The organism is Streptomyces sp. NPDC093064 (assembly GCF_044754605.1).
In the GTDB taxonomy this organism is placed as follows: domain Bacteria; phylum Actinomycetota; class Actinomycetes; order Streptomycetales; family Streptomycetaceae; genus Streptomyces.
On the sequence record NZ_JBIVPK010000032.1, the window covers coordinates 19,437 to 38,224 of the forward strand.

General features: G+C 74.5%; 12 protein-coding genes and 1 tRNA gene. 8 read left to right on the plus strand and 5 right to left on the minus strand.

Annotated features, from left to right (window positions below):
• Positions 1-103 precede the first annotated feature (103 nt).
• The 7 genes from ACIQFZ_RS29765 (at position 104) to ACIQFZ_RS29795 (ending at position 8,378) form a co-directional block, all read left to right on the plus strand.
• The gene (locus ACIQFZ_RS29765; RefSeq protein ID WP_365425533.1) at positions 104-850 is read left to right on the plus strand and encodes a response regulator transcription factor; all 747 of its coding nucleotides are present in this window, start codon (positions 104-106) and stop codon (positions 848-850) included.
• Between the two features lie 2 nt (positions 851-852).
• Positions 853-1,965 carry a HAMP domain-containing sensor histidine kinase gene (locus ACIQFZ_RS29770; RefSeq protein WP_365425535.1) on the plus strand — a complete coding sequence of 371 codons (1,113 nt, stop codon included), beginning with the start codon at positions 853-855 and terminating at the stop codon, positions 1,963-1,965.
• A 108-nt stretch (positions 1,966-2,073) separates the two neighbouring features.
• Positions 2,074-2,817 carry an SOS response-associated peptidase gene (locus ACIQFZ_RS29775; protein WP_402692643.1) on the plus strand — a complete coding sequence of 248 codons (744 nt, stop codon included), beginning with the start codon at positions 2,074-2,076 and terminating at the stop codon, positions 2,815-2,817.
• Between the two features lie 268 nt (positions 2,818-3,085).
• The gene (locus ACIQFZ_RS29780; protein WP_365425539.1) at positions 3,086-4,258 is read left to right on the plus strand and encodes an AI-2E family transporter; all 1,173 of its coding nucleotides are present in this window, start codon (positions 3,086-3,088) and stop codon (positions 4,256-4,258) included.
• A 101-nt stretch (positions 4,259-4,359) separates the two neighbouring features.
• Positions 4,360-4,773 (plus strand): SRPBCC family protein, encoded by a 414-nt coding sequence (locus tag ACIQFZ_RS29785; RefSeq protein ID WP_365425541.1) that lies wholly within the window; start codon positions 4,360-4,362, stop codon positions 4,771-4,773.
• 510 nt (positions 4,774-5,283) lie between these two features.
• Positions 5,284-6,582, plus strand: a complete 1,299-nt coding sequence (gene selA / locus ACIQFZ_RS29790) for an L-seryl-tRNA(Sec) selenium transferase (RefSeq protein ID WP_402692644.1) — start codon at positions 5,284-5,286, stop codon at positions 6,580-6,582.
• Positions 6,583-6,587: 5 nt separating this feature from the next.
• Complete coding sequence (locus ACIQFZ_RS29795; RefSeq protein WP_365425545.1) at positions 6,588-8,378, plus strand: SelB C-terminal domain-containing protein; 1,791 nt, start codon at positions 6,588-6,590, stop codon at positions 8,376-8,378.
• A gap of 730 nt (positions 8,379-9,108) precedes the next feature.
• On the opposite strand, the gene ACIQFZ_RS29800 is transcribed toward ACIQFZ_RS29795, so the two are convergent.
• Positions 9,109-9,201 (minus strand) — tRNA-Sec (locus ACIQFZ_RS29800).
• A gap of 142 nt (positions 9,202-9,343) precedes the next feature.
• On the opposite strand from ACIQFZ_RS29800, the gene selD reads away from it, so the two are divergent.
• Positions 9,344-10,366 carry a selenide, water dikinase SelD gene (selD, locus tag ACIQFZ_RS29805; protein ID WP_365425547.1) on the plus strand — a complete coding sequence of 341 codons (1,023 nt, stop codon included), beginning with the start codon at positions 9,344-9,346 and terminating at the stop codon, positions 10,364-10,366.
• A 19-nt stretch (positions 10,367-10,385) separates the two neighbouring features.
• Here selD and fdh read toward each other — a convergent pair whose 3' ends face one another.
• The 4 genes from fdh to ACIQFZ_RS29825 all read right to left on the minus strand — a co-directional run bounded on the left by fdh (position 10,386) and on the right by ACIQFZ_RS29825 (position 18,225).
• Positions 10,386-13,646 carry a formate dehydrogenase gene (gene fdh / locus ACIQFZ_RS29810; RefSeq protein ID WP_383059618.1) on the minus strand — a complete coding sequence of 1,087 codons (3,261 nt, stop codon included), beginning with the start codon at positions 13,644-13,646 and terminating at the stop codon, positions 10,386-10,388.
• A 227-nt stretch (positions 13,647-13,873) separates the two neighbouring features.
• Complete coding sequence (nrfD, locus tag ACIQFZ_RS29815) at positions 13,874-14,893, minus strand: NrfD/PsrC family molybdoenzyme membrane anchor subunit (RefSeq protein ID WP_383059616.1); 1,020 nt, start codon at positions 14,891-14,893, stop codon at positions 13,874-13,876.
• Entirely contained in the window at positions 14,890-15,927 is a 1,038-nt protein-coding gene (locus ACIQFZ_RS29820; RefSeq protein WP_402692645.1) for a 4Fe-4S dicluster domain-containing protein, read from the minus strand. Before ACIQFZ_RS29820 ends, nrfD begins: the two co-directional genes overlap by 4 nt.
• A 156-nt stretch (positions 15,928-16,083) precedes the next feature.
• Positions 16,084-18,225 carry a S9 family peptidase gene (locus tag ACIQFZ_RS29825; protein WP_402692646.1) on the minus strand — a complete coding sequence of 714 codons (2,142 nt, stop codon included), beginning with the start codon at positions 18,223-18,225 and terminating at the stop codon, positions 16,084-16,086.
• Positions 18,226-18,788: the final 563 nt, after the last annotated feature.

The window sequence follows — 18,788 nt, forward strand, 5'->3', positions numbered from 1 at the left end:
CCTCACGCTCGTCCGGCCCGGATTCCTTACGGAATGCGGACGTCCGAGGGTGGGGAGGGCTTCGGGGCGGCGCGGGTGTGGGGGGTGGTGTCAGTCTGGAGGCATGCAGGAGTCGTACGAGCCCACGGGTGCCGGGTCCGGCGAGCGGCGGCCGGCCGAGGCGGCGCGGGTGCTGGTCGTCGAGGACGATGCCACGGTCGCCGAAGTCGTCTCCGGCTACCTGGGCCGCGCGGGCCATGTCGTCGACCGCGCCGGGGACGGGCCGACCGCGCTCGCCCGGGCCGCCGCCCACTGGCCGGACCTGGTCGTGCTCGACCTGATGCTGCCGGGCATGGACGGCCTTGAGGTGTGCCGCCGGATGCGCGGGCGCGGTCCCGTGCCGGTCATCATGCTCACCGCCCGCGGCGACGAGGACGACCGCATCCTGGGTCTGGAGGTCGGCGCCGACGACTACGTCACCAAGCCGTTCAGCCCCCGCGAGCTCGTCCTGCGGGTGGAGTCGGTGCTGCGCCGCACCCGGCCCGCCACCGCGCCGCGGCCGCTCGCCGCGGCCGGACTCGCCGTGGACCCGGCCGGCCGCCGTGCCACCAAGGGCGGCACCGAACTCGCGCTCACGCTCCGCGAGTTCGACCTGCTCTCCTTCTTCCTGCGCCACCCCGGCACGGTGTTCAGCCGCGAGGACCTGATGCGCGAGGTGTGGGGATGGGACTTCGGCGACCTCTCCACGGTCACCGTCCATGTCCGGCGGCTGCGCGGCAAGGTCGAGGACGACCCGGCCCGGCCCCGCCTCATCCAGACCGTATGGGGCGTCGGCTACCGGTTCGACCCCACCGGGCACGAGGGGAGCTGACGGTGCGCGACACCCTGTACATCGCCCTGTACGCCTTCCTCGGCGCCGCCGTGGCGGGTCTGGTCGGCGCGGGCGCGCTGCGGCTGATCCGGCGGCGCTCGCTGACGGCCTCGCTCACCGTGGTCGCCGCCGTGGCGGTGGGCGCGATGCTCACCGGCACCCTGGCCGTGGCCCAGGCGATGTTCCTGTCCACGCACGACCTGTCCGTCGTCACCACCGTCGTGGCGATGGCGGCGGTGGTGTCCCTGGCCACCGCGCTGCTCCTGGGCCGCTGGGTCGTCGCCCGCAGCCGCGAGCTCGCCCGCGCGGCCCGCTCCCTCGGCGACGGCGGCGGCTTCGCCGCGCCCCACGGTCCGGCGACCGCCGAACTGGAGTCGCTGAGCCGCGAGTTGGCGACCACCAGTGCCCGGCTCGTCGAGTCCCGGGAACGTGAGCGCGCCCTGGAGACCTCCCGCCGGGAACTCGTCGCCTGGATCTCCCACGACCTGCGCACCCCGCTCGCCGGACTCCGCGCCATGTCCGAGGCGCTGGAGGACGGGGTGGCCGCCGATCCGGACCGCTATCTCCGGCAGATCCGCACCGAGGTGGAGCGCCTCAACGACATGGTGGGCGACCTGTTCGAGCTGTCCCGCATCCACGCCGGCTCCCTGGCCCTCACCCGCTCCCGGATCTCCGTGTACGACCTGGTCGGCGACGCGCTCGCCGGGGCGGACCCGCTGGCGAAGGAACTCGGCGTCCACCTCGTGGCCGACCACGTCGATGCGGTGCCGGTCGAGGTGGACGGCAAGGAGATGAGCCGCGTGCTGGGCAACCTGCTGGTGAACGCGATCCGCCGCACCCCCGCCGACGGCACGGTCGCGGTCGCCGCCGCACGGTCCCCGGGCGGGGTCGTCCTGTCCGTCACGGACGGCTGCGGCGGCATTCCCGAGGAGGACCTCCCGCGCGTCTTCGACACCGGCTGGCGCGGCACCCACGCCCGCACACCCCCCGGCGGAGCCGGCCTGGGCCTGGCCATCGTCCGCGGCATCGTCGAGGCCCACCAGGGCCGGGCCGCCGTACGCAACATCCCGGGCGGCTGCCGCTTCGAGGTGACCCTGCCGGCACCGGAGGCGTGAACCCCACCAGCCCCCATCAGCCCCCGCCAGGAGGGAGCCCCGCCCGCCGCCTCCCCGCCCCGTGAGGCGCTCCCGACCGCGGCCGTGCCGCCGTGGCACCCTGGCCCCATGTGCGGTCGCTACGTCTCCACCCGCGGTCCGGAGGACCTGGTCCGGCACTTCCGGGTCACCGAGTGGCGCCCGGCGGAGGCGCTGGCGCCGAGCTGGAACGTCGCCCCGACCGACGAGGTGTGGGCCGTTCTCGAACGCGCCCCGCGCGAGGACCGCACCGCGGCCGCCGTACGCAGGGAACTGCGGCCGCTGCGCTGGGGACTGGTCCCGTCCTGGGCGAAGGACGTGAAGGCCGGCGCCCGGATGATCAACGCCCGGGTGGAGACCGTGCACGAGAAGCCGGCCTTCGGCCGCGCCTTCGTCAGGCACCGCTGCCTGCTGCCCGCCGACGGCTTCTACGAATGGCAGCAGATCAAGTCCGCCGACACCGGCAGGACCCCCAAGCAGCCGTACTACATCAGCCCCGAGGACGGCGCGCTGATGGCGCTCGCCGGCCTGTACGCGTACTGGCGCGACCCGCACGTGGCGCGGGACGACGACCCCGCCGCCTGGCTGACCACGTGCACCATCATCACCACCGAGGCCACCGACGAGGCCGGCCGCGTCCACCCCCGGATGCCGCTGGCCCTCACCCCGGAGCACTACGACGCCTGGCTCGACCCCCGCCATCAGGACCCCGGCGAACTTCGGGCGCTGCTGAGCCCCCCGGCGGACGGCAGGCTCGGCGCCCGGCCCGTCTCCCCGGCCGTCAACAACGTCCGGAACAACGGCCCCGAACTGCTGGCGGAGACGCCGCCGTGACGGGCCGGACCGCCCCGGCCCACCCGCACCGCGCCGTGCGCCGGACGGGCGCCTGTTCCCCCTGATGCCCCCGATGACCGCCCACCCGGGCGAACTGGACCCCTGCCCCCGCCCGACCAGCCCTTACGGTGCTCAAGAGGGTCCAAGAGGGCTCGAGACGCCTCAAGGGTGCTCACCAGCGCTCGACAGGCGATGTCGAAGGCGGCGCGGTCCGGCGGTCCGGGTGTGACGGCCCGGACGGGACGGCCGGTCCGGAAGGGGAGGCGCGGTGGCTGGTGCGGGCGCTCCGGCGGGCGGGCCGGGCCGCGGGCGCCGGGCAGCGGGCCGGGTGCCCGGCAGCCGCCCGGCGCACTCCGTACGCCTCCCGCCGCGCGCCCGCACCGCTCCCTTGGTCCCGAAGGCCGAGAGCACCGTGCCCTGGCTGCGGGTCGCCGCCGCCTACGCCTGGCGCCTCATCCTCGTCGGCATCGTCGTCTACGGCGTCTTCACCGTCCTCGGCCGCTTCCAGCTCATCGCCGTGGCCCTGTTCCTGGGCCTGGTCATCACCTCGATCCTGCGCCCCCTGGCCGACCTGCTGAACCGCTTTCTGCCCCGAGCCCTGTGCGTGGCCGTCGCCCTGGTCGGCAGCCTGCTGCTCCTGCTCGCCCTGCTGGCGCTCGTGGGCAACGCGGTGGCGGGGGAGTCGGCGAAGCTCGCAGGCGAGTTCGGCGGCGGCATCCACAGGATCGAGCAGTGGCTCCAGCGCCCGCCGTTCCGGCTCAGCCAGGGCAAACTGGCCGACCTGCAGAAGCAGGTCCTGTCCTACCTGTCCGCCCATCGCGCAGGGCTCCTCAGCAGCGCGCTCAGTGGCTTCGGCAGACTCGTCGAACTGATCACCGGGGGCGCCCTGGCGATCTTCTCCTCCGTCTTCTTCATCCACTCCGGCGAGAAACTCTGGCGGTGGGCGCGCGACCAGCTGCTGCCCAGCGGGGCCCAGCCGGCGTGGGACCGGGCCGGGCAGGCCGCCTGGCGGACATTCGCCGGATACACGCGCGGCATCATCATCGTGGCGGCCACCAACGCCGTACTCGTCGGTGTCGTCCTGCTGGTGCTGCGCGTACCGCTCGCGCTGCCGCTGACGCTGCTGGAGTTCTTCGCCACGTTCGTGCCGCTGATCGGCTCACCGGTCGCGCTCGGCGTGGCCACGGTGGTCGCCCTCGCGGGGCGCGGCCCGCTCACCGCGGTGGCCGTGCTCGCCCTCATCGTCGTCATCGGCCAGCTCGAAGGACATGTGCTGCACCCCGTGGTGATGAGCTGGGCGGTGCGCCTGCACCCGCTCGTCGTCGCCGTCTCCGTCATCGCGGGCGGCATCGTCGCGGGCGTGATCGGTGCCGTGGTCGCCGTCCCGTTCGTCTCCGTCTCCTGGGCGGTGCTGCGGGCACTGCGGCCCGCCCCGCCCTGACGTCCCGCCTGTGAGCGGGTTCCGGCGCCGGCGCTTTTCGGCCGCGGCAGAAGGGGCACGCGTTCGTCGTACGACCCCCCGAGCGGAGGAACGGTGCCGTCATGGCCGAGTACGAACGTTCACGCACGATGCCCGCTCAGCCCGAGCACGTCTTCGACCAGGCCGCCGACGTCGGCCGGTTCGAGGCCTGGCTGCCCGGCGAACTGCACGTGCACGTGGAGGAGCCCCCCGCCGTCACGGTGCACGAGGACCACGAGGACCGGGACACCGCCGCCCAGCTGCGTGCCGAACGCGACCAGATGCGGATCGAGTGGGGCACCCGCGAGCAGGGCGGCTACGCGGGCTGGCTCCAGGTCGCGGGCATCGGCAGCGGCGCCAGCGAGGTGACCGTCCACCTGTCGTTCTTCGACGACCGCCACGATCCGGGCGAGCGCGCCGCCTGCGACGCCCTCGACAGCAGCCTGCGCCGCTTGGAGGAGCAGGTACGGCTCCGCACCGAGCACACGGGCGGCTGACCGCCCCGACCGGACCGCGCCCCACGGCTGTCTTCCCGCGGGATTGACGTACCGTCACCCACCGCCCACCGCCCACCGCCCACCGCCCACCGCCCGCCGTCGACGGCTCGCCCCGCGCGCCGAGATCAGGCCCTGTGGCGGCTTCCAGCGGCAGAGGCTGGACGCCGGTTCGCGCGTCGGCATCCCGAGAGGCCGCGTGGCCGGACGGCGGTGACGCGAGGACAGGCCGGGGCGGGCCGTCCGGTCCCGGCCGGGTGTCCGAGCGGCTGCCCGGGGGTGCGGCCGGGCAGGGGGTGCGCGGAAGCCCGACCTGTCGTACGGCGTGTCGTGCGGACGGACGCGGGCACTGGGAGACCATGGGCGGGCGTTGACACCCCCGCGAGGTCGGTCTGTGGACGGAGAGGCCAGGTGGAGCAGCAGGTCACGGGGCAGCGAGCGGGCCAGGAGCCCCATGCGGACGCCCGTAGTTCCGGCCCGACCCGGCACGGTCCGACCGGTCATGACCGTGCGGTGAGCGATGCCCGCCGGCGGATCCCCCGCACCGACGCCGTCCTGCGCGACGCGCGCCTGGTGGACGCGGCGGCGCGGCTCGGGCCGGGCCCGGTGAAGGCCGCGGTCCGGCAGGCCCAGGAGCGGGCACGCCAGGGCGACATCGCCCCCGAGCAGGTGGCGGACACCGCCGTGGCGCTGCTGCCGCGGACGGTCGGCGGGCTGCGTCCGGTGATCAACGCCACCGGGGTCCTGCTGCACACCAACCTCGGCCGCGCCTCCCTGTCCGCGGCGGCTCGGCAGGCGGTGCAGGACGCCGCCGGGCCCACGGACGTCGAACTCGATCTGCGCACCGGCGTCCGCGCCCGCCGGGGCCGTACGGCCCTGGACGCGCTGCGCGGCCGGGTGCCGTCCGCCGCCGCGGCCCACCTCGTCAACAACGGCGCCGCCGCGCTCGTCCTCGCCGCCACCGCGCTCGCCGCGGGCAGGGAAATCGTCATCAGCCGCGGCGAGATGGTGGAGATCGGGGACGGCTTCCGGCTGCCGGACCTGCTGGTCTCCACCGGGGCCCGGCTCCGCGAGGTCGGCACCACGAACCGTACGACCGTCCAGGATTACGCCGACGCGATCGGCCCCGACACGGCGTTCGTCCTGAAGGTCCACCCCTCCAACTTCCGCATCACGGGCTTCACTCGGGCTGCCGGAGTCCGCGATCTGTCGGCGCTGGGCGTGCCGGTGGTGGCCGACATCGGCTCCGGACTGCTCGCCCCCCATCCGCTGCTGCCCGACGAGCCCGACGCCGAGACCCAGTTGGCGTCCGGCGCGGCCCTGGTGACGGCGAGCGGCGACAAACTGCTCGGCGGCCCCCAGTGCGGACTGCTCCTCGGCGACGTGGAACTCCTGCGCACCCTCACCCGGCACCCCCTGGCCCGCGCCCTGCGGGTGGACAAGCTCACCCTGGCCGCGCTGGAGGCGACCCTGACGGGCCCCCGGACCCCGACGGCCGCATACCTGACCGCCGACGCCGCAGGGCTCATGCGGCGGGCCGAACACCTCGCCGCCGAGCTGGCCGCCGCCGGGGTCGAGGACGTCCGGGCCGTCGCCGGGACCGCCACCGTCGGCGGCGGCGGGGCACCGGGCGTGACGCTGCCCAGCGCCGCGCTGTCCCTGCCGGAGCCGTACGCCGCCGTCCTGCGCACCGGGGAGGTGTCCGTGGTGGGGCGCCTGGAGGCCGGGCGGTGCCTGCTGGACCTGCGCGCGGTGCCGCCGCGGGACGACGAACGCCTCGCCGAGGCGGTGCGGTCGGCGGCGGAGAGGTAGGGGTCATGCGAGTGCTGGCCACCGCGGGGCACGTCGACCACGGCAAGTCCGCCCTGGTACGGGCCCTGACCGGGATGGAACCCGACCGCTACGAGGAGGAGCGGCGCCGCGGACTCACCCTCGACCTCGGCTTCGTGTGGACGCCGCCGGACGCCGAGGGCGAGCGCCTCGCCTTCGTCGACGTACCCGGCCACGAGCGGTTCGTGGCCACCATGCTGGCCGGAGTCGGCCCGGTGCCCGCCGTGCTGTTCGTGGTCGCCGCCGACCAGGGCTGGCAGCCGCAGTCCGAGGAACACCTCGCGATTCTCGACGCGCTCGGTGTACGGCACGCGGTGCTCGCCGTGACCCGCAGCGACCTGGCCGACCCCGAGCCGGTGCGCGCCGAGGCCGTCAAGCGGCTGGCCCGGACCTCGCTCGGGACCGTGCCGTCCGTCGCGGTGAGCTCGGTGACCGGCGCCGGACTGGACGAACTGCGCGCCGAACTGGCCCGGATGGCCCGCGCGCTGCCCGTGCCGCCCGCCGACGCGGACGTACGGCTGTGGCTGGACCGCGCCTTCACCGTGCGCGGGCACGGCACCGTCGTGACCGGCACGCTCGGCGCGGGCACCCTGCGCGTCGGCGACCGGCTGGTGAGCGGGGCCGGCGCGCACACGCTGAGGGTGCGCGGGCTCCAGTGCCTGCAACAGGACCGGAGTGATGTCAGCGGGGTGGCGCGGGTCGCGGTCAACGTGCACGGCCCTCTCGCCGGGCGACTGCGGCGGGGGAAGGTGCTGCTGGCGCCGGACCGCTGGCTGTTCACCGACCGGATCGACGTCCGCGTCACCGGCGAGCCGGTAGGCGAGCTGCCCCGGAGCGTCACCCTGCACATCGGCACGGCGGCCGTCGCGGTGACCGTCCGCCCCGTCGGCGAGGACACCGCCCGGCTGACCCTGCGCCCCGCACTGCCCCTGCGCGTCGGGGACCGCGCCGTCCTGCGCGAACCCGGCGGCGGGCGGCGACCCTGCGGTGTGACCGTGCTCGACGTGTGCCCGCCGGACCTGACCCGGCGGGGCGCCGGACGGGCCAGGGCCGCCGCACTGGCCGCGATGACGGACCGCCCCGACGCAGCGGCGGAGCTGCGGCGACGCGGACTCGTCCGCCGCTCCCGGCTGCTGGCCATGGGCATCCCCCTGCCCACCGGGCCGGTCACCGGGGACTGGATGGCGGACGAGGCCCACTGGGCCCGGCTGCGCGAGCGGCTGGCCGCCGAGGTCGCGGAGCACGCACGCCTGCACCCCATGGAGCCGGGGCTGCCGACCGAGGCGGCCCGGCACCTGCTGGACCTGCCCGACCGGGCGCTCGTGGACGCCCTCGCTGCGGCACCGGGCGAGCCCCGCCTGCTGCGACGCGAAGGCCGCCTGTACCGGCCCGACAGCGCCGGTCCCACCCTGCCGCCCCCGGTCCGGGCGGCCGTCGAATCGGTGCGGCGCGACCTGGAGACGGCACCTTTCCGCGCTCCCGAGGCCGATCGCCTCACCGCACTGGGACTCGACCGCAAAGCCGTGGCCGCGGCGGTCTCCGCCGGCGCGCTGCTGAGGGTCGGCGACGGGATCGTGCTGCTGCCGGGAGCCGACGCCGAGGCCGCCGCGGTGCTTCGCCGCCTGCCGCAGCCCTTCACACTCAGCGAGGCCCGCAAGGCCCTCGACACCACCCGCAGAGTCGCCGTGCCGCTCCTGGAGTTCCTCGACGCCCAAGGACACACGGAACGAGTGGACAACCAACACAGACGCTGCCGCCCGGGTATGGAGAACAAATAGATGTCTTTCGGTGTCGCTGGATGACGCTTGGACTCGTCCAGTTGCACTCGGTTTGGCCTCGGCCAAGCGGGCGGGCGGCCTGATGCCTTGATTGCTTCATGCGGTGCTCCGTTCGGGTGCATTGCGGTTACGTGCGGCGCGCCGGGGCGTTAGGCCGGTATGAGCAGGAGTCGCAGGTTGCGGGAGCTGTCAGGGCCGGCAGCGTTCGATCAGTTGCGGGCGCAGTTGGCTCGGGCTGCTGCTGGGGTGGCGAAGGGGGAGAAGTCGCCGCGGCGGAAGTCGTTCGAGGAGGGGCTGCGTCCGGCATCCGCGGAGCCGGACGACGGCGGGGAGTTGCCGCTGCCCGGCTCGGAATGAAGTCCCTCCCCCGTCTTCGCTGCCCTGCGCGGCCGGCCCGACCTCGTCGACTGGCGCATGGGATGCGGTGCGCACGGCCATAGTCGGCTCACGCTCCAGACGGGCGAGAAGCTCACGGTAGGCGGGCGGGGCGGGCTCGTCGGGCGCCGACTCGGGGTGGCCCGTCTCGCCAGTCGGTTCGCCGTAGCCCTCGCAGTGCACGGGGTCCATGCCGGGCTGCGGCTCCCACGAGTGCGCGTCGCGCGGCTGGCGGAGGTGGGCGCGTCCTTGCGCTCCCGCTTCCGGATGCTCGCCATGAGGGGAGGGGAGGGGAGTGCAAGCGGACGCGTTACGCCCGTGTTTGGCCGGGCATTTTGTTTGTGCAGGTAGAAGACGGAGGCGGACGGGAATCGAACCCGCCTGCCCGAGATCCTCGGACACCTCGGTTTTGAAGACCGGGAGGGCCACCAGGCACCCACACGCCTCCACCGGCCGCCACGCTACCGGAAGGCCGGCGGGGACGGCGCGGGCGCGGCGCGTGGCCGGACCGTCGTACGGCGGTGACCGGCGCGCCGGCCCGAACACCGGGACCAGGAGCCCCCCAGACCACCGAGACCAGGAGACCCAGCGTGACCGCCCCCCATGAAACCCCCGTACGGCTCACCCAGTTCGCCCACGGCGGCGGCTGCGCCTGCAAGATCCCGCCGGGCGAGCTGGAGGACGTGCTCGGCGGACTGCCGACGGTGCCGCCGGCCGCCGGGGACACCCCGCTGCTGGTCGGTCTGGCCACCGGCGACGACGCGGCCGTCGTGACGCTGCCCGATCGGGGCGGCGTCGCGCAGGCGGTGGTGTCCACCGCCGACTTCTTCACCCCCGTCGTCGACGACCCCTGCGACTGGGGGCGCATCGCCGCGGCCAACGCCCTGTCGGACGTCTACGCGATGGGCGGCCGCCCTGTCCTGGCGGTCAACCTGCTGGCCTGGCCGCGTGACGTGCTGCCCTTCGAGCTGGCCCGCGAGGTGCTGCGCGGCGGGCTGGAGGTCGCCACCGAGGCCGGCTGCCACGTCGGCGGCGGGCACAGCGTCGACGACCCCGAACCCAAGTACGGCATGGCCGTCACCGGCCTGGCCGACCCCGCCCGGCTGCTGCGCAACGACGCCGGCCGGCCCGGACTGCCCCTGACCCTGACCAAACCGCTCGGCCTGGGCGTGCTGAACAACCGTCACAAGGCCACCGGCGAGCGGTTCGAGCAGGCCGTGGCCACCATGGTGGCCCTCAACCGGGACGCCTGCGCCGCCGCGCTGGCCGCCGGAGCCTCCTGCGCCACCGACGTGACGGGCTTCGGCCTCCTGGGCCACCTGCACAAACTCGCCCGCGCCTCGGACGTGACCGCGGTGATCGACACGGCGGCCGTGCCCTACCTGGACGGCGCCCGCGAGGCCGTACGCGACGGCTACGTCAGCGGCGGCACCCGGCGCAACCTGGCCTGGGTGGAGCCGTTCACCGACTTCGGCGGCACCGACGCCGACACCCGCCTGCTGCTGGCCGACGCCCAGACCTCCGGCGGCCTCCTCATCGCGGGGGAGATCCCCGGCCATCCGGTGATCGGCGAACTGGTCCCGCGCGGGGCCCACTCCGTCGTGCTGAGGTGAGCCCCGCGCCGGCCGCCGGTCAGGGCTCGGTTCCGGTGTGCTCGTCGATGCCCGCCCGCGCCTGGTAGGAGCGGACCAGTTCCACGGCGGCCGCGCCCCTGGGGCGGCGGCCCGGGCGGATGTCGACGCCGAACGCCTTGGCCTCCTGGATGTGGACGTTGGGGTCGAGGGAGAGATGGAGCAGTTCGTTGGCCGCGTCGCCGGTGCTGTAGCCGTTCGGGCCCCAGTGGTAGGGCAGGCCCACCTGATGCAGGGTGCGGCCGTGCACGGTCAGCGGCGGCACCCGGTCGGTGACCAGCACTCGTGCCTCGATGACGGCCCGGGCACTGACGATCGTCGCCCAGCCGGTGTGCTCCAGACCGCGCTCGGCGGCCAGTTCCGGCGACACCTCGCAGAAGAACTCCGGTTGCAGCTCCGCCAGATACGGCAGCCAGCGCGACATGCCGCCCGCCGTGTGGTGCTCGGTGAGCCGGTAGGTGGTGGCCACGAACGGGAACACCTCCGAACCCGGCTCGCCGGCACTGGGCGCGTAGCGGTTGTCCGGGCGCGACCGCGTCACGAACCGCACCGGATTGCGCTGCTGCCCGTACAGCAGGTTCGGGAACGGCGACTCCTGCGGCTCGTAGTGGGTGGGCAGCGGGCCGTCGGTGAGTCCGGCCGGCGCGTACAGCCACGCCTTGCCGTCGGACTGCATCACGAACGGGTCGCCACCGGACAGCGCCTGACCGCCGGTGGCGTCCGGCGGCGCCTGGTAGGACGGGGCCTTGTCCTTGGCGAAGTCGGCGATGTCGTGGCCGGTCCACTGCCTCTCGTCCTCGTCCCACCACACCAGCGCCTTGCGCTCGCTCCACGGCCTGCCGTCGGGGTCGGCCGAGGCCCGGTTGTACAGGACCCGGCGGTTGGCGGGCCAGGCCCAGCCCCACTGGTTGGCGACCCAGTCCTGCTCCCGGCCCGGCTTGCGGCGGGCGGCCTGGTTGACGCCGTCGGCGTACACACCGCAGTAGATCCAGCAGCCGCACGTGGTGGATCCGTCCGGGGCGAGCTGCTCGTAGGAGGCCAGCGGGTCGCCCTTGGCGTCGCGGCCGTTGATCTCGGCGAGGACGCTCTCCGCGTCCGGCTCGGCCTGCTCACCTTTGGTGGGGTAGTCCCAGGTCAGGTCGAGGACCGGCCGGTCCACGGGGTCGGTGGACTCCGCGAGCTTCTGCCGCACCAGTCGGCCGAGGTGGAAGGTGAACCACAGGTCGCTGCGCGCCTCGCCGGGCGGTTCGACGGCCTGGTGGTGCCACTGCAGCAGCCGCTGCGTGTTGGTGAAGCTGCCGTCCTTCTCGGTGTGCGCGGCGGCCGGCAGGAAGAACACCTCGGTGCGGATGTCCTGCGTGCGCAGCTCCCCGGTCTCGATCTCCGGGCCGTCCTTCCACCAGGTGGCCGACTCGATGAGCGAGAAGTCGCGTACGACCAGCCAGTCCAGGTTGGCCATGCCCAGGCGCTGCATCTTGGCGTTGGCGGAGCCCACCGCGGGGTTCTCGCCCAGCAGGAAGTAGCCCTTGCAGACGCCTTCCATCTGGGCCGTCACCGTCTCGTAAGTGGAGTGGGAGCCCGTCAGCCGAGGCAGGTAGTCGAAGCAGAAGTCGTTCTCGGGCGTCGCCGCGTCACCCCAGTACGCCTTGAGCAGGCTCACCAGGTACGCGCGCATGTTGCCCCAGTAGCCCTTGGTCGCCGCCTCGCCCCGGACGAAGGAGTCCAGATCGTCGTCGTGGTGCGCGTGCGGCATCGGGATGTAGCCGGGCAGCAGGTCGAACAGGGTGGGGATGTCCGTCGACCCCTGAATGGAGGCGTGCCCGCGCAGCGCCATGATGCCGCCGCCCGGCCGGCCGATGTTGCCGAGGAGGGTCTGGAGCACGGCGGCGGCGCGGATGTACTGCACCCCCACGGTGTGCTGGGTCCAGCCCACCGCGTAGGCGAACGCGGTGGTCCGCTCGCGCCCGGAGTTCTCGGTCACGAGCTCGCACACCTCGCGGAACAGGTCCTGCGGCACCCCGCAGATCCGCTCGACCATCTCCGGGGTGTAGCGGGCGTAGTGCCGCTTGAGCACCTGGAACACGCACCGCGGGTGGGTCATCGTCTCGTCGCGTTCGGGCCGGCCCTCGCCGATGTCGGGGCCGCCCGCCCCGTGGGCCTCGCCGCGCGCCGACTCGCTCACCTGGCTGCGGCGGCCGTGGCGCCTCTCGTAGTCCTGGTCGCGCTGGCCGGAGGCCGCCCGCATCTCCATGCCCGCGTACTGCCAGCTGGTGTTGTCGTACCTGCGGCCGTCGGGGTCGAGGCCGGAGAACACGCCGTCGAGGTCCTCGGCGTCCTGGAAGTCCTCCCGCAGCACCACGGGCCCGTTGGTGTAGGCCACGACGTACTCGCGGAAGTACTTGTCGTTGCTCAGGACGTAGTTGATGATCCCGCCGAGGAAGGCGATGTCCGAGCCCGCGCGCAGCGGCACGTGCACGTCGGCCAGCGCGCTGGTCCGGGTGAACCGCGGGTCGACGTGGACCAGCTTGGCGCCACGGGCCTTGGCCTCCATCACCCACTGGAACCCGACCGGATGGCACTCGGCCATGTTCGAGCCCTGGATGACGATGCAGTCGGAGTTCTGGAGGTCCTGCTGGAAGGTGGTCGCGCCGCCGCGGCCGAACGAGGTTCCCAGACCGGGAACGGTGGAGGAGTGTCAAATACGCGCCTGGTTCTCGATCTGGATCGCGCCCAGCGCCGTGAAGAGCTTCTTGATCAGATAGTTCTCCTCGTTGTCCAGCGTCGCCCCGCCCAGGCTCGCGATGCCCATGGTGCGCCGGGTGCGGGTGCCGTCGACCTCCCACTCCCAGCCGGCGCGGCGGGCCTCGATCACCCGGTCGGCGATCATGTCCATCGCCGTGTCGAGGTCGAGCCGCTCCCACCGGGTGCCGTACGGGCGCCGGTACAGCACCTGGTGCTCACGCGCGCCGCCGGTGGTCAGCTGAAGACTGGCCGCGCCCTTGGGACACAGCCGGCCGCGGGAGATGGGGGAGTCCGGGTCGCCCTCGATCTGCGTGACCCGCTCGTCCTGGACGTAGACGTTCTGGCCGCAGCCCACCGCACAGTACGGGCAGATCGACTTCACCACCCGGTCCGCGGAGGCGACCCGGGGGGTGAGCCGCGCGCTGGGCCCGCTCTTGGCGGCGGCCCCGCGGCCCAGGGGATCGGTGCCCTTGAGCTGGCGGTAGACCGGCCAGGAGTCGATCCATGTGCGTACACCCATGAGATGGAGCCCTTTCGGTACTGCTGCTCGGTGTCCTCCGGTCGTCCGCGCGGTCCTGTCCGCCGCGCGTTCGCCGCGGGCGCCTCAGCCGGCGCGGCGCGGTGTCACGCGTGCTCCTGCGACACATCCTCGCGCAGCTCGGCGGGGACGGCATCCCCGATTCCGCCGACGGCGGGGCACGGGCCTGGTCTCCTTCCGTCCAGTCATCCGATACGGGGCCCGTCCAGTCATCCGGCTCGGGCCCGCAGTCGCTCCCTTTGCGGCACGACGGTGTACCTGGGGTCCTCCGCGGAGGCCACCCCGGCGTGGAACACGCCGAACCTGAGTGCGGCGGAGCCGGCCAGCAGGGCCACCCCGGCCGCCACGGCCGGACCCCGGCCGCGCAGCCGCCCCGCGACCGCCGCCAGCGCCGCGCCGCCCACCGTGAGCGATTCCGCCGCCCGTAGCAGCCGGTTCGCCGTGCCCTGCTCGAACGGCTCGGCCGCCAGGCCCATCCGGCTCTTCATCAGCCGGAACCCGACCATCTCCAGCGCGGCGCCGAGCAGCGCCATGCGGCGGGCCGGTCCCGCCTGCGCGGCCGGCACACAGGCCAGCGCCAGCCCGGCGGCCGCAGTGGCGCCGGAACCGGCGAACACGAAGGGCATCTCCCGATAGCCCTCGTGCCACGAGGGCACCGCCGTGTCCGAGATCAGTACGGCGGTGTAGGTGGCGACCGCCGGGCCGAGGACGGCGGCGCCCGCGGTGGCGGCGGCGCCCACGGCGCGGTAGCGGCCCGCGACGTCGGTGGCCGCCGCAGCCATGGACAGCGGCGCGTACCCGGCCAGCAGCCAGGAACCCACGCTCATGGGCGAGGTGGGCTTGAAGACGCGCAGCATGTTGACGAAACGGGCGGGCCGGCCGAGGTCGTGCACGAGCGCGACCAGCGACCCGGAGATCGCGCCCGCCGCGCCCAGCTTCGCCGTCCGGGCCAGCGCGGGCCGCCCCGTGGCCTGCGCCCCGGCCGCCAGCAGCGACGATGCCCCGGCGAGGCCGCCGAGGTAGAGGTAGCCGGCGATGTCGACGGACTTCCAGGTCGGCCTCTTCAGGACCGGCCGGCCGTAGTAGGAGGAGAACCGGGCCTCGGGCACCATCGACTGCTCGCCGCGTCCGCGGCGACGCCGGTGCCGTCCTCGTCCGGCTGCGGCGCCGGCGTCCCGACCGGGCCGCGCCCCCTCGACACCGTCACGAGGGGCGTCCGGTCCGGTCATCGGGGCCTCCTGACGAAAGTGGCGACGGCCAGCGCGGTGAGTGACACGGCGGCGGCCGCCGCGTGCTTCCACATAGCGGGCAGATCCCGGGTGGTGACCACCGGGTCGGGCGGCAGGCCGTACACCTCGGGCTCGTCGAGCAGCAGGAAGAACGCGCCGTCGCCGCCGACCCCGTCGTCCGGGCTCTCGCCGTACAGCCGGGCGTCGGTGACACCGGCCGCGTGGAGCCGCGCCACCCGGGCGGCCGCCCGTTCGCGCAGTTCGTCCAGCGGGCCGAACTGGATGGAGTCGGTGGGGCACGACTTGGCGCAGGCCGGTTCCATGCCGACGCCGAGCCGGTCGTAGCACAGGGTGCACTTCCAGACCCGGCCGTCCTCCTTGCGCTGGTCGATGACCCCGTAGGGGCAGGCGGGCACGCAGTAGCCGCAGCCGTTGCACACGTCCTGCTGGACCACGACGGTGCCGAACTCGGTGCGGAACAGTGCCCCGGTGGGACACACGTCGAGGCAGGCCGCGTGGGTACAGTGCTTGCACACGTCGGAGGACATCAGCCAGCGCAGTTCGGTCCGCCCGTCGGGCGACACGCGGGAGATCGAGTCGGCCGGCGCGCCCGCGGGGGACGACTCCGGCGGGGGGACCGCGGCCCCCGGAACGGGGGAGGGAGGGGAGCCGAGCTGCCGGGCGGCCTCGAACGCGTCGAAACCGTGGTCCACCCCCGGCTCCTGACCGCCCAGCGGCTTGCGCTGCTCGATGAAGGCCACGTGCCGCCAGGTGTCGGCGCCGAGCCCCTGGGTGTTGTCGTACGACATGCCGGTCAGCTCGAGGCCGTCCTCCGGCACCGAGTTCCACTCCTTGCACGCCACCTCGCAGGCCTTGCAGCCGATGCACACGGAGGTGTCGGTGAAGAAGCCCATCCGGGGCGGGGCGTCGGCGTATCCGGCTGCCTGGGCCACGTTCGGCTGCGGCCCGTACCACTGGTTCTCCCAGCGGGCGGTTCCGCCCGAACCGGTCGCCGCCGTACCGGCTTCGGTCATGTCCGGACCTCCTCGCTCGCCCTTCCGCCGCGCCCCGACCGCACCGTTCACAGCCGTTCCCAAGCCTGGCACGGGTGCCCGGAGGGCGCGCGCCCGAAACCGCGCGGCCGAGGACACGGGGCGTGCCGGACGGTCCGGAAGCGGAACGCCCGCGTATCAGCCGGTCAGGTGACGCTGGATCCAGTCGGCCGCGGTCCTGCGGAAGGCACGGCGGTTGTCCGCGCGCCGGAAGTCGTGACCCTCGTCGCGCAGGACGAGGAGTTCCGCCTCCACCCCGCGCTCCCGGGCCGCCCGCACGAACTGCTCGGACTCGCCCGGCGGCACGTTGGTGTCGTGCTCGCCGTGCACGGCCAGCACCGGCACGCGCAGCGCGTCGACGCGGCTCATCGGCGACAGCGCGTACAGCAGTTCACGGTCGCGTTCCGGATGCCCGTACTTGTGTGCGGCCGACTGCGCCAGCCACGGCTCGGTGCCCGCGAAGAACGTCGTGAGGTCCGACATCCCGCACACCGGGACGCCGGTGCGGAACAGTTCCGGATGCCACACGAGGGACGCCATCGCCAGATAGCCGCCGTAGGAGTGGCCCATCACAGCCAGCCGGAGCGGGTCGGCCAGGCCTTCCAGGAGGACGTGCGCCGCGCAGTCGGCGACGTCGTCGATCGCCGCGAACCTGCCCCGGCCCAGGTCCGCGTCGACGAAGGAACGGCCGTAGCCGGAGGAGCCGCGCACATCGGGGGCGAAGACGTCAAGACCCCGGCCCAGCAGCTCGTGGTAGAGCGGGTCGAACACCGGGCGCTCCTGCTCCTCCGGGCCGCCGTGCAGATGCAGGACGCAGGGGGCGGGCTCCCTCGGCGAGCGGCCCGGCGCACGGTAGTACCAGCCGCCGAGGCCCAGTCCGTCCCGGGCGACGGGGCGCACCGGCACCGGCCGTACCGGACGGTGGACGCCGGGGGCGACGACGTCCTCGTCGCGCGAGGACCACGGGGTGCGCAGCGCGGCGCCCTGAGGCAGCCACCACACACCGGGCCGCCGCAGCGATCCCGACAGCGCCACGACGGGCGCGTCCGGGTCCGCGGTGACGGCCACCCGGGTGACGACCTCGTGCGGGAGCCGCACGGCGCGGGACGGACCGAGGGCCTCCCCGGGGACCGGGACCAGCGGGGCCACCTCCAGCTCGCTGACCCCGCGCACGTTCCAGGACAGCACGGCGCCGCGGCCGTCGCGGTCCACGGCCAGCAACTCCAGCCCGCTTCCGTCGCGTTGGGCGGCCACCGTCAGCCTGAGCCGCCGCCCCCGCCGGTCGAGGGCGACCGCGTACAGGGCGGCGTGCTCACGGTCGTGGTCGCTGCGCAGCCACAGCGTGCGGCCGTCCGGCGCGAACGTGCCGATCCACGGGTCGCCGTCGGCGACCGGCACCGTGCAGGTCACCCGCAGATCCCGGGTACGCACCACCAGGGCCTCCCGCCGCGCCCGCGGTCCCCGGCGCACCAGCGCCAGCCGCCCGTCCCGGCTGATGTCGCACACGCGCAGGGTGGCGGCCTCCCGTTCGCTCGCCAGCAGTACGGGGGCGGCCGAGCCGTCGGGGTCGACGAGGTACGCCGACAGGGTCCTGGGCGTGGGTTCGGCCGAGGCCGTACCGGGGTCCGCAGCGGCGGGGACGCCGGTGACGCGGGTCGTCGGCGGCGTGGGGCGGGACGGCGTGCCCAGGAGCGTGGCGCGGCCGTCCCGCACGGTCCAGCCTTCCGGGTGGACCGTCGCGGCGGCGTCGGAGGCGAGCGAGACCGGGGAGGCGGCGCCCGTGCCGGGACCGAGTACCCCGCTCAGCCCGGCGCGTCCGATGCCGGCCTCCGCACCGGCCGGGGGAAGGTACGCGGGGGCCTCGGCGACCGTCACGGCGAGCGCCGAACCATCGTGCGTCCAGCAGCCGAGGTACGCCGAACTCCCCGGCTCGCCGCCCGCCAGGACCCGCCGCCCCGTGCCGTCGGGGCGTACACACAGCACGCGGGTGTGCTCGCTGCCGCCCGGCGCGGTGGTGTACGCGATCCACCGTCCGTCGGGCGACCAGGCGACCTCGGTGACCGGATCCAGCTCGGTGTCCAGCAGATGTACGTCGTCGCCGTCGACCGGCCCCGCCCACAACTGCGGCACCCCGCTCCGGTCGCAGATGAACGCGACATACCGTCCCCCGGGGTCGGCCGAGGGGTACCAGCATCCGTGCGAGACGAGCACCCTCGGCACCGCGTCGAGCGGCAGGGCGGTGTCCGGCACCAGTACGACCTCGGGAGCGGCCTGCGCCACGCCGCTCCCCACCCGGCCGGGAACCGCGCGCTCAAGGCCCGTGTCCGATGGCCTTGCCTGCGACTGTTCGGCCACGCCGCCCTCCGACGGGTACGGCCGGTCCGTGACGCCCCCCACCGGGTACGACCGGCCCCCCGCCTGCCCTGCCGAGGGAGTGCGGACGGGATCCGCGTCGTGCTCAGCCGCGTTTCCCTCCCCGGCGGTGCGGGGCCGGTCCCTTCCGTGCTCCGCCGGTTTCGTACGCGGCTGGTTCGCCGCGCCCACTGCCCGGACCGCCCGCCCCCCGTCCGCCGCGGCCACGGCCTGGCGGCTCCACGCGGAGTCCGCTGCCTCCCCGGCCCGGTCGCTCCACGGGAAGCCCGCCTCGCTCGCGGCGTCCCACTCTCCCCGCGAGGGATCCAGGCCGGTCTCGCCCCGACCCCGGGCGGCGAGTGGAGGGCCACCGGTCGCGTTCCCGGCTCGGTGTTCGCGCTCGGGGTCGGGCGCGTGGTCCGTCTGGCCGGGCTCGTCGCGGTCTGTGGTGATCCCGGCCCGGTCGGCCAGGGGGGCCGCCTCGCTTCCGG

What these genes read in the sequence shown, in the direction of transcription:
- ACIQFZ_RS29765 (WP_365425533.1), top strand. Translation starts at nt 104, where the DNA reads ATGCAGGAGTCGTACGAGCCCACGGGTGCCGGGTCCGGCGAGCGGCGG.
- ACIQFZ_RS29775 (WP_402692643.1), top strand. Translation starts at nt 2,074, where the DNA reads ATGTGCGGTCGCTACGTCTCCACCCGCGGTCCGGAGGACCTGGTCCGG.
- ACIQFZ_RS29785 (WP_365425541.1), top strand. Translation starts at nt 4,360, where the DNA reads ATGGCCGAGTACGAACGTTCACGCACGATGCCCGCTCAGCCCGAGCAC.
- ACIQFZ_RS29795 (WP_365425545.1), top strand. Translation starts at nt 6,588, where the DNA reads ATGCGAGTGCTGGCCACCGCGGGGCACGTCGACCACGGCAAGTCCGCC.
- nrfD (WP_383059616.1), bottom strand. Translation starts at nt 14,893, where the DNA reads ATGACCGGACCGGACGCCCCTCGTGACGGTGTCGAGGGGGCGCGGCCC.
- ACIQFZ_RS29820 (WP_402692645.1), bottom strand. Translation starts at nt 15,927, where the DNA reads ATGACCGAAGCCGGTACGGCGGCGACCGGTTCGGGCGGAACCGCCCGC.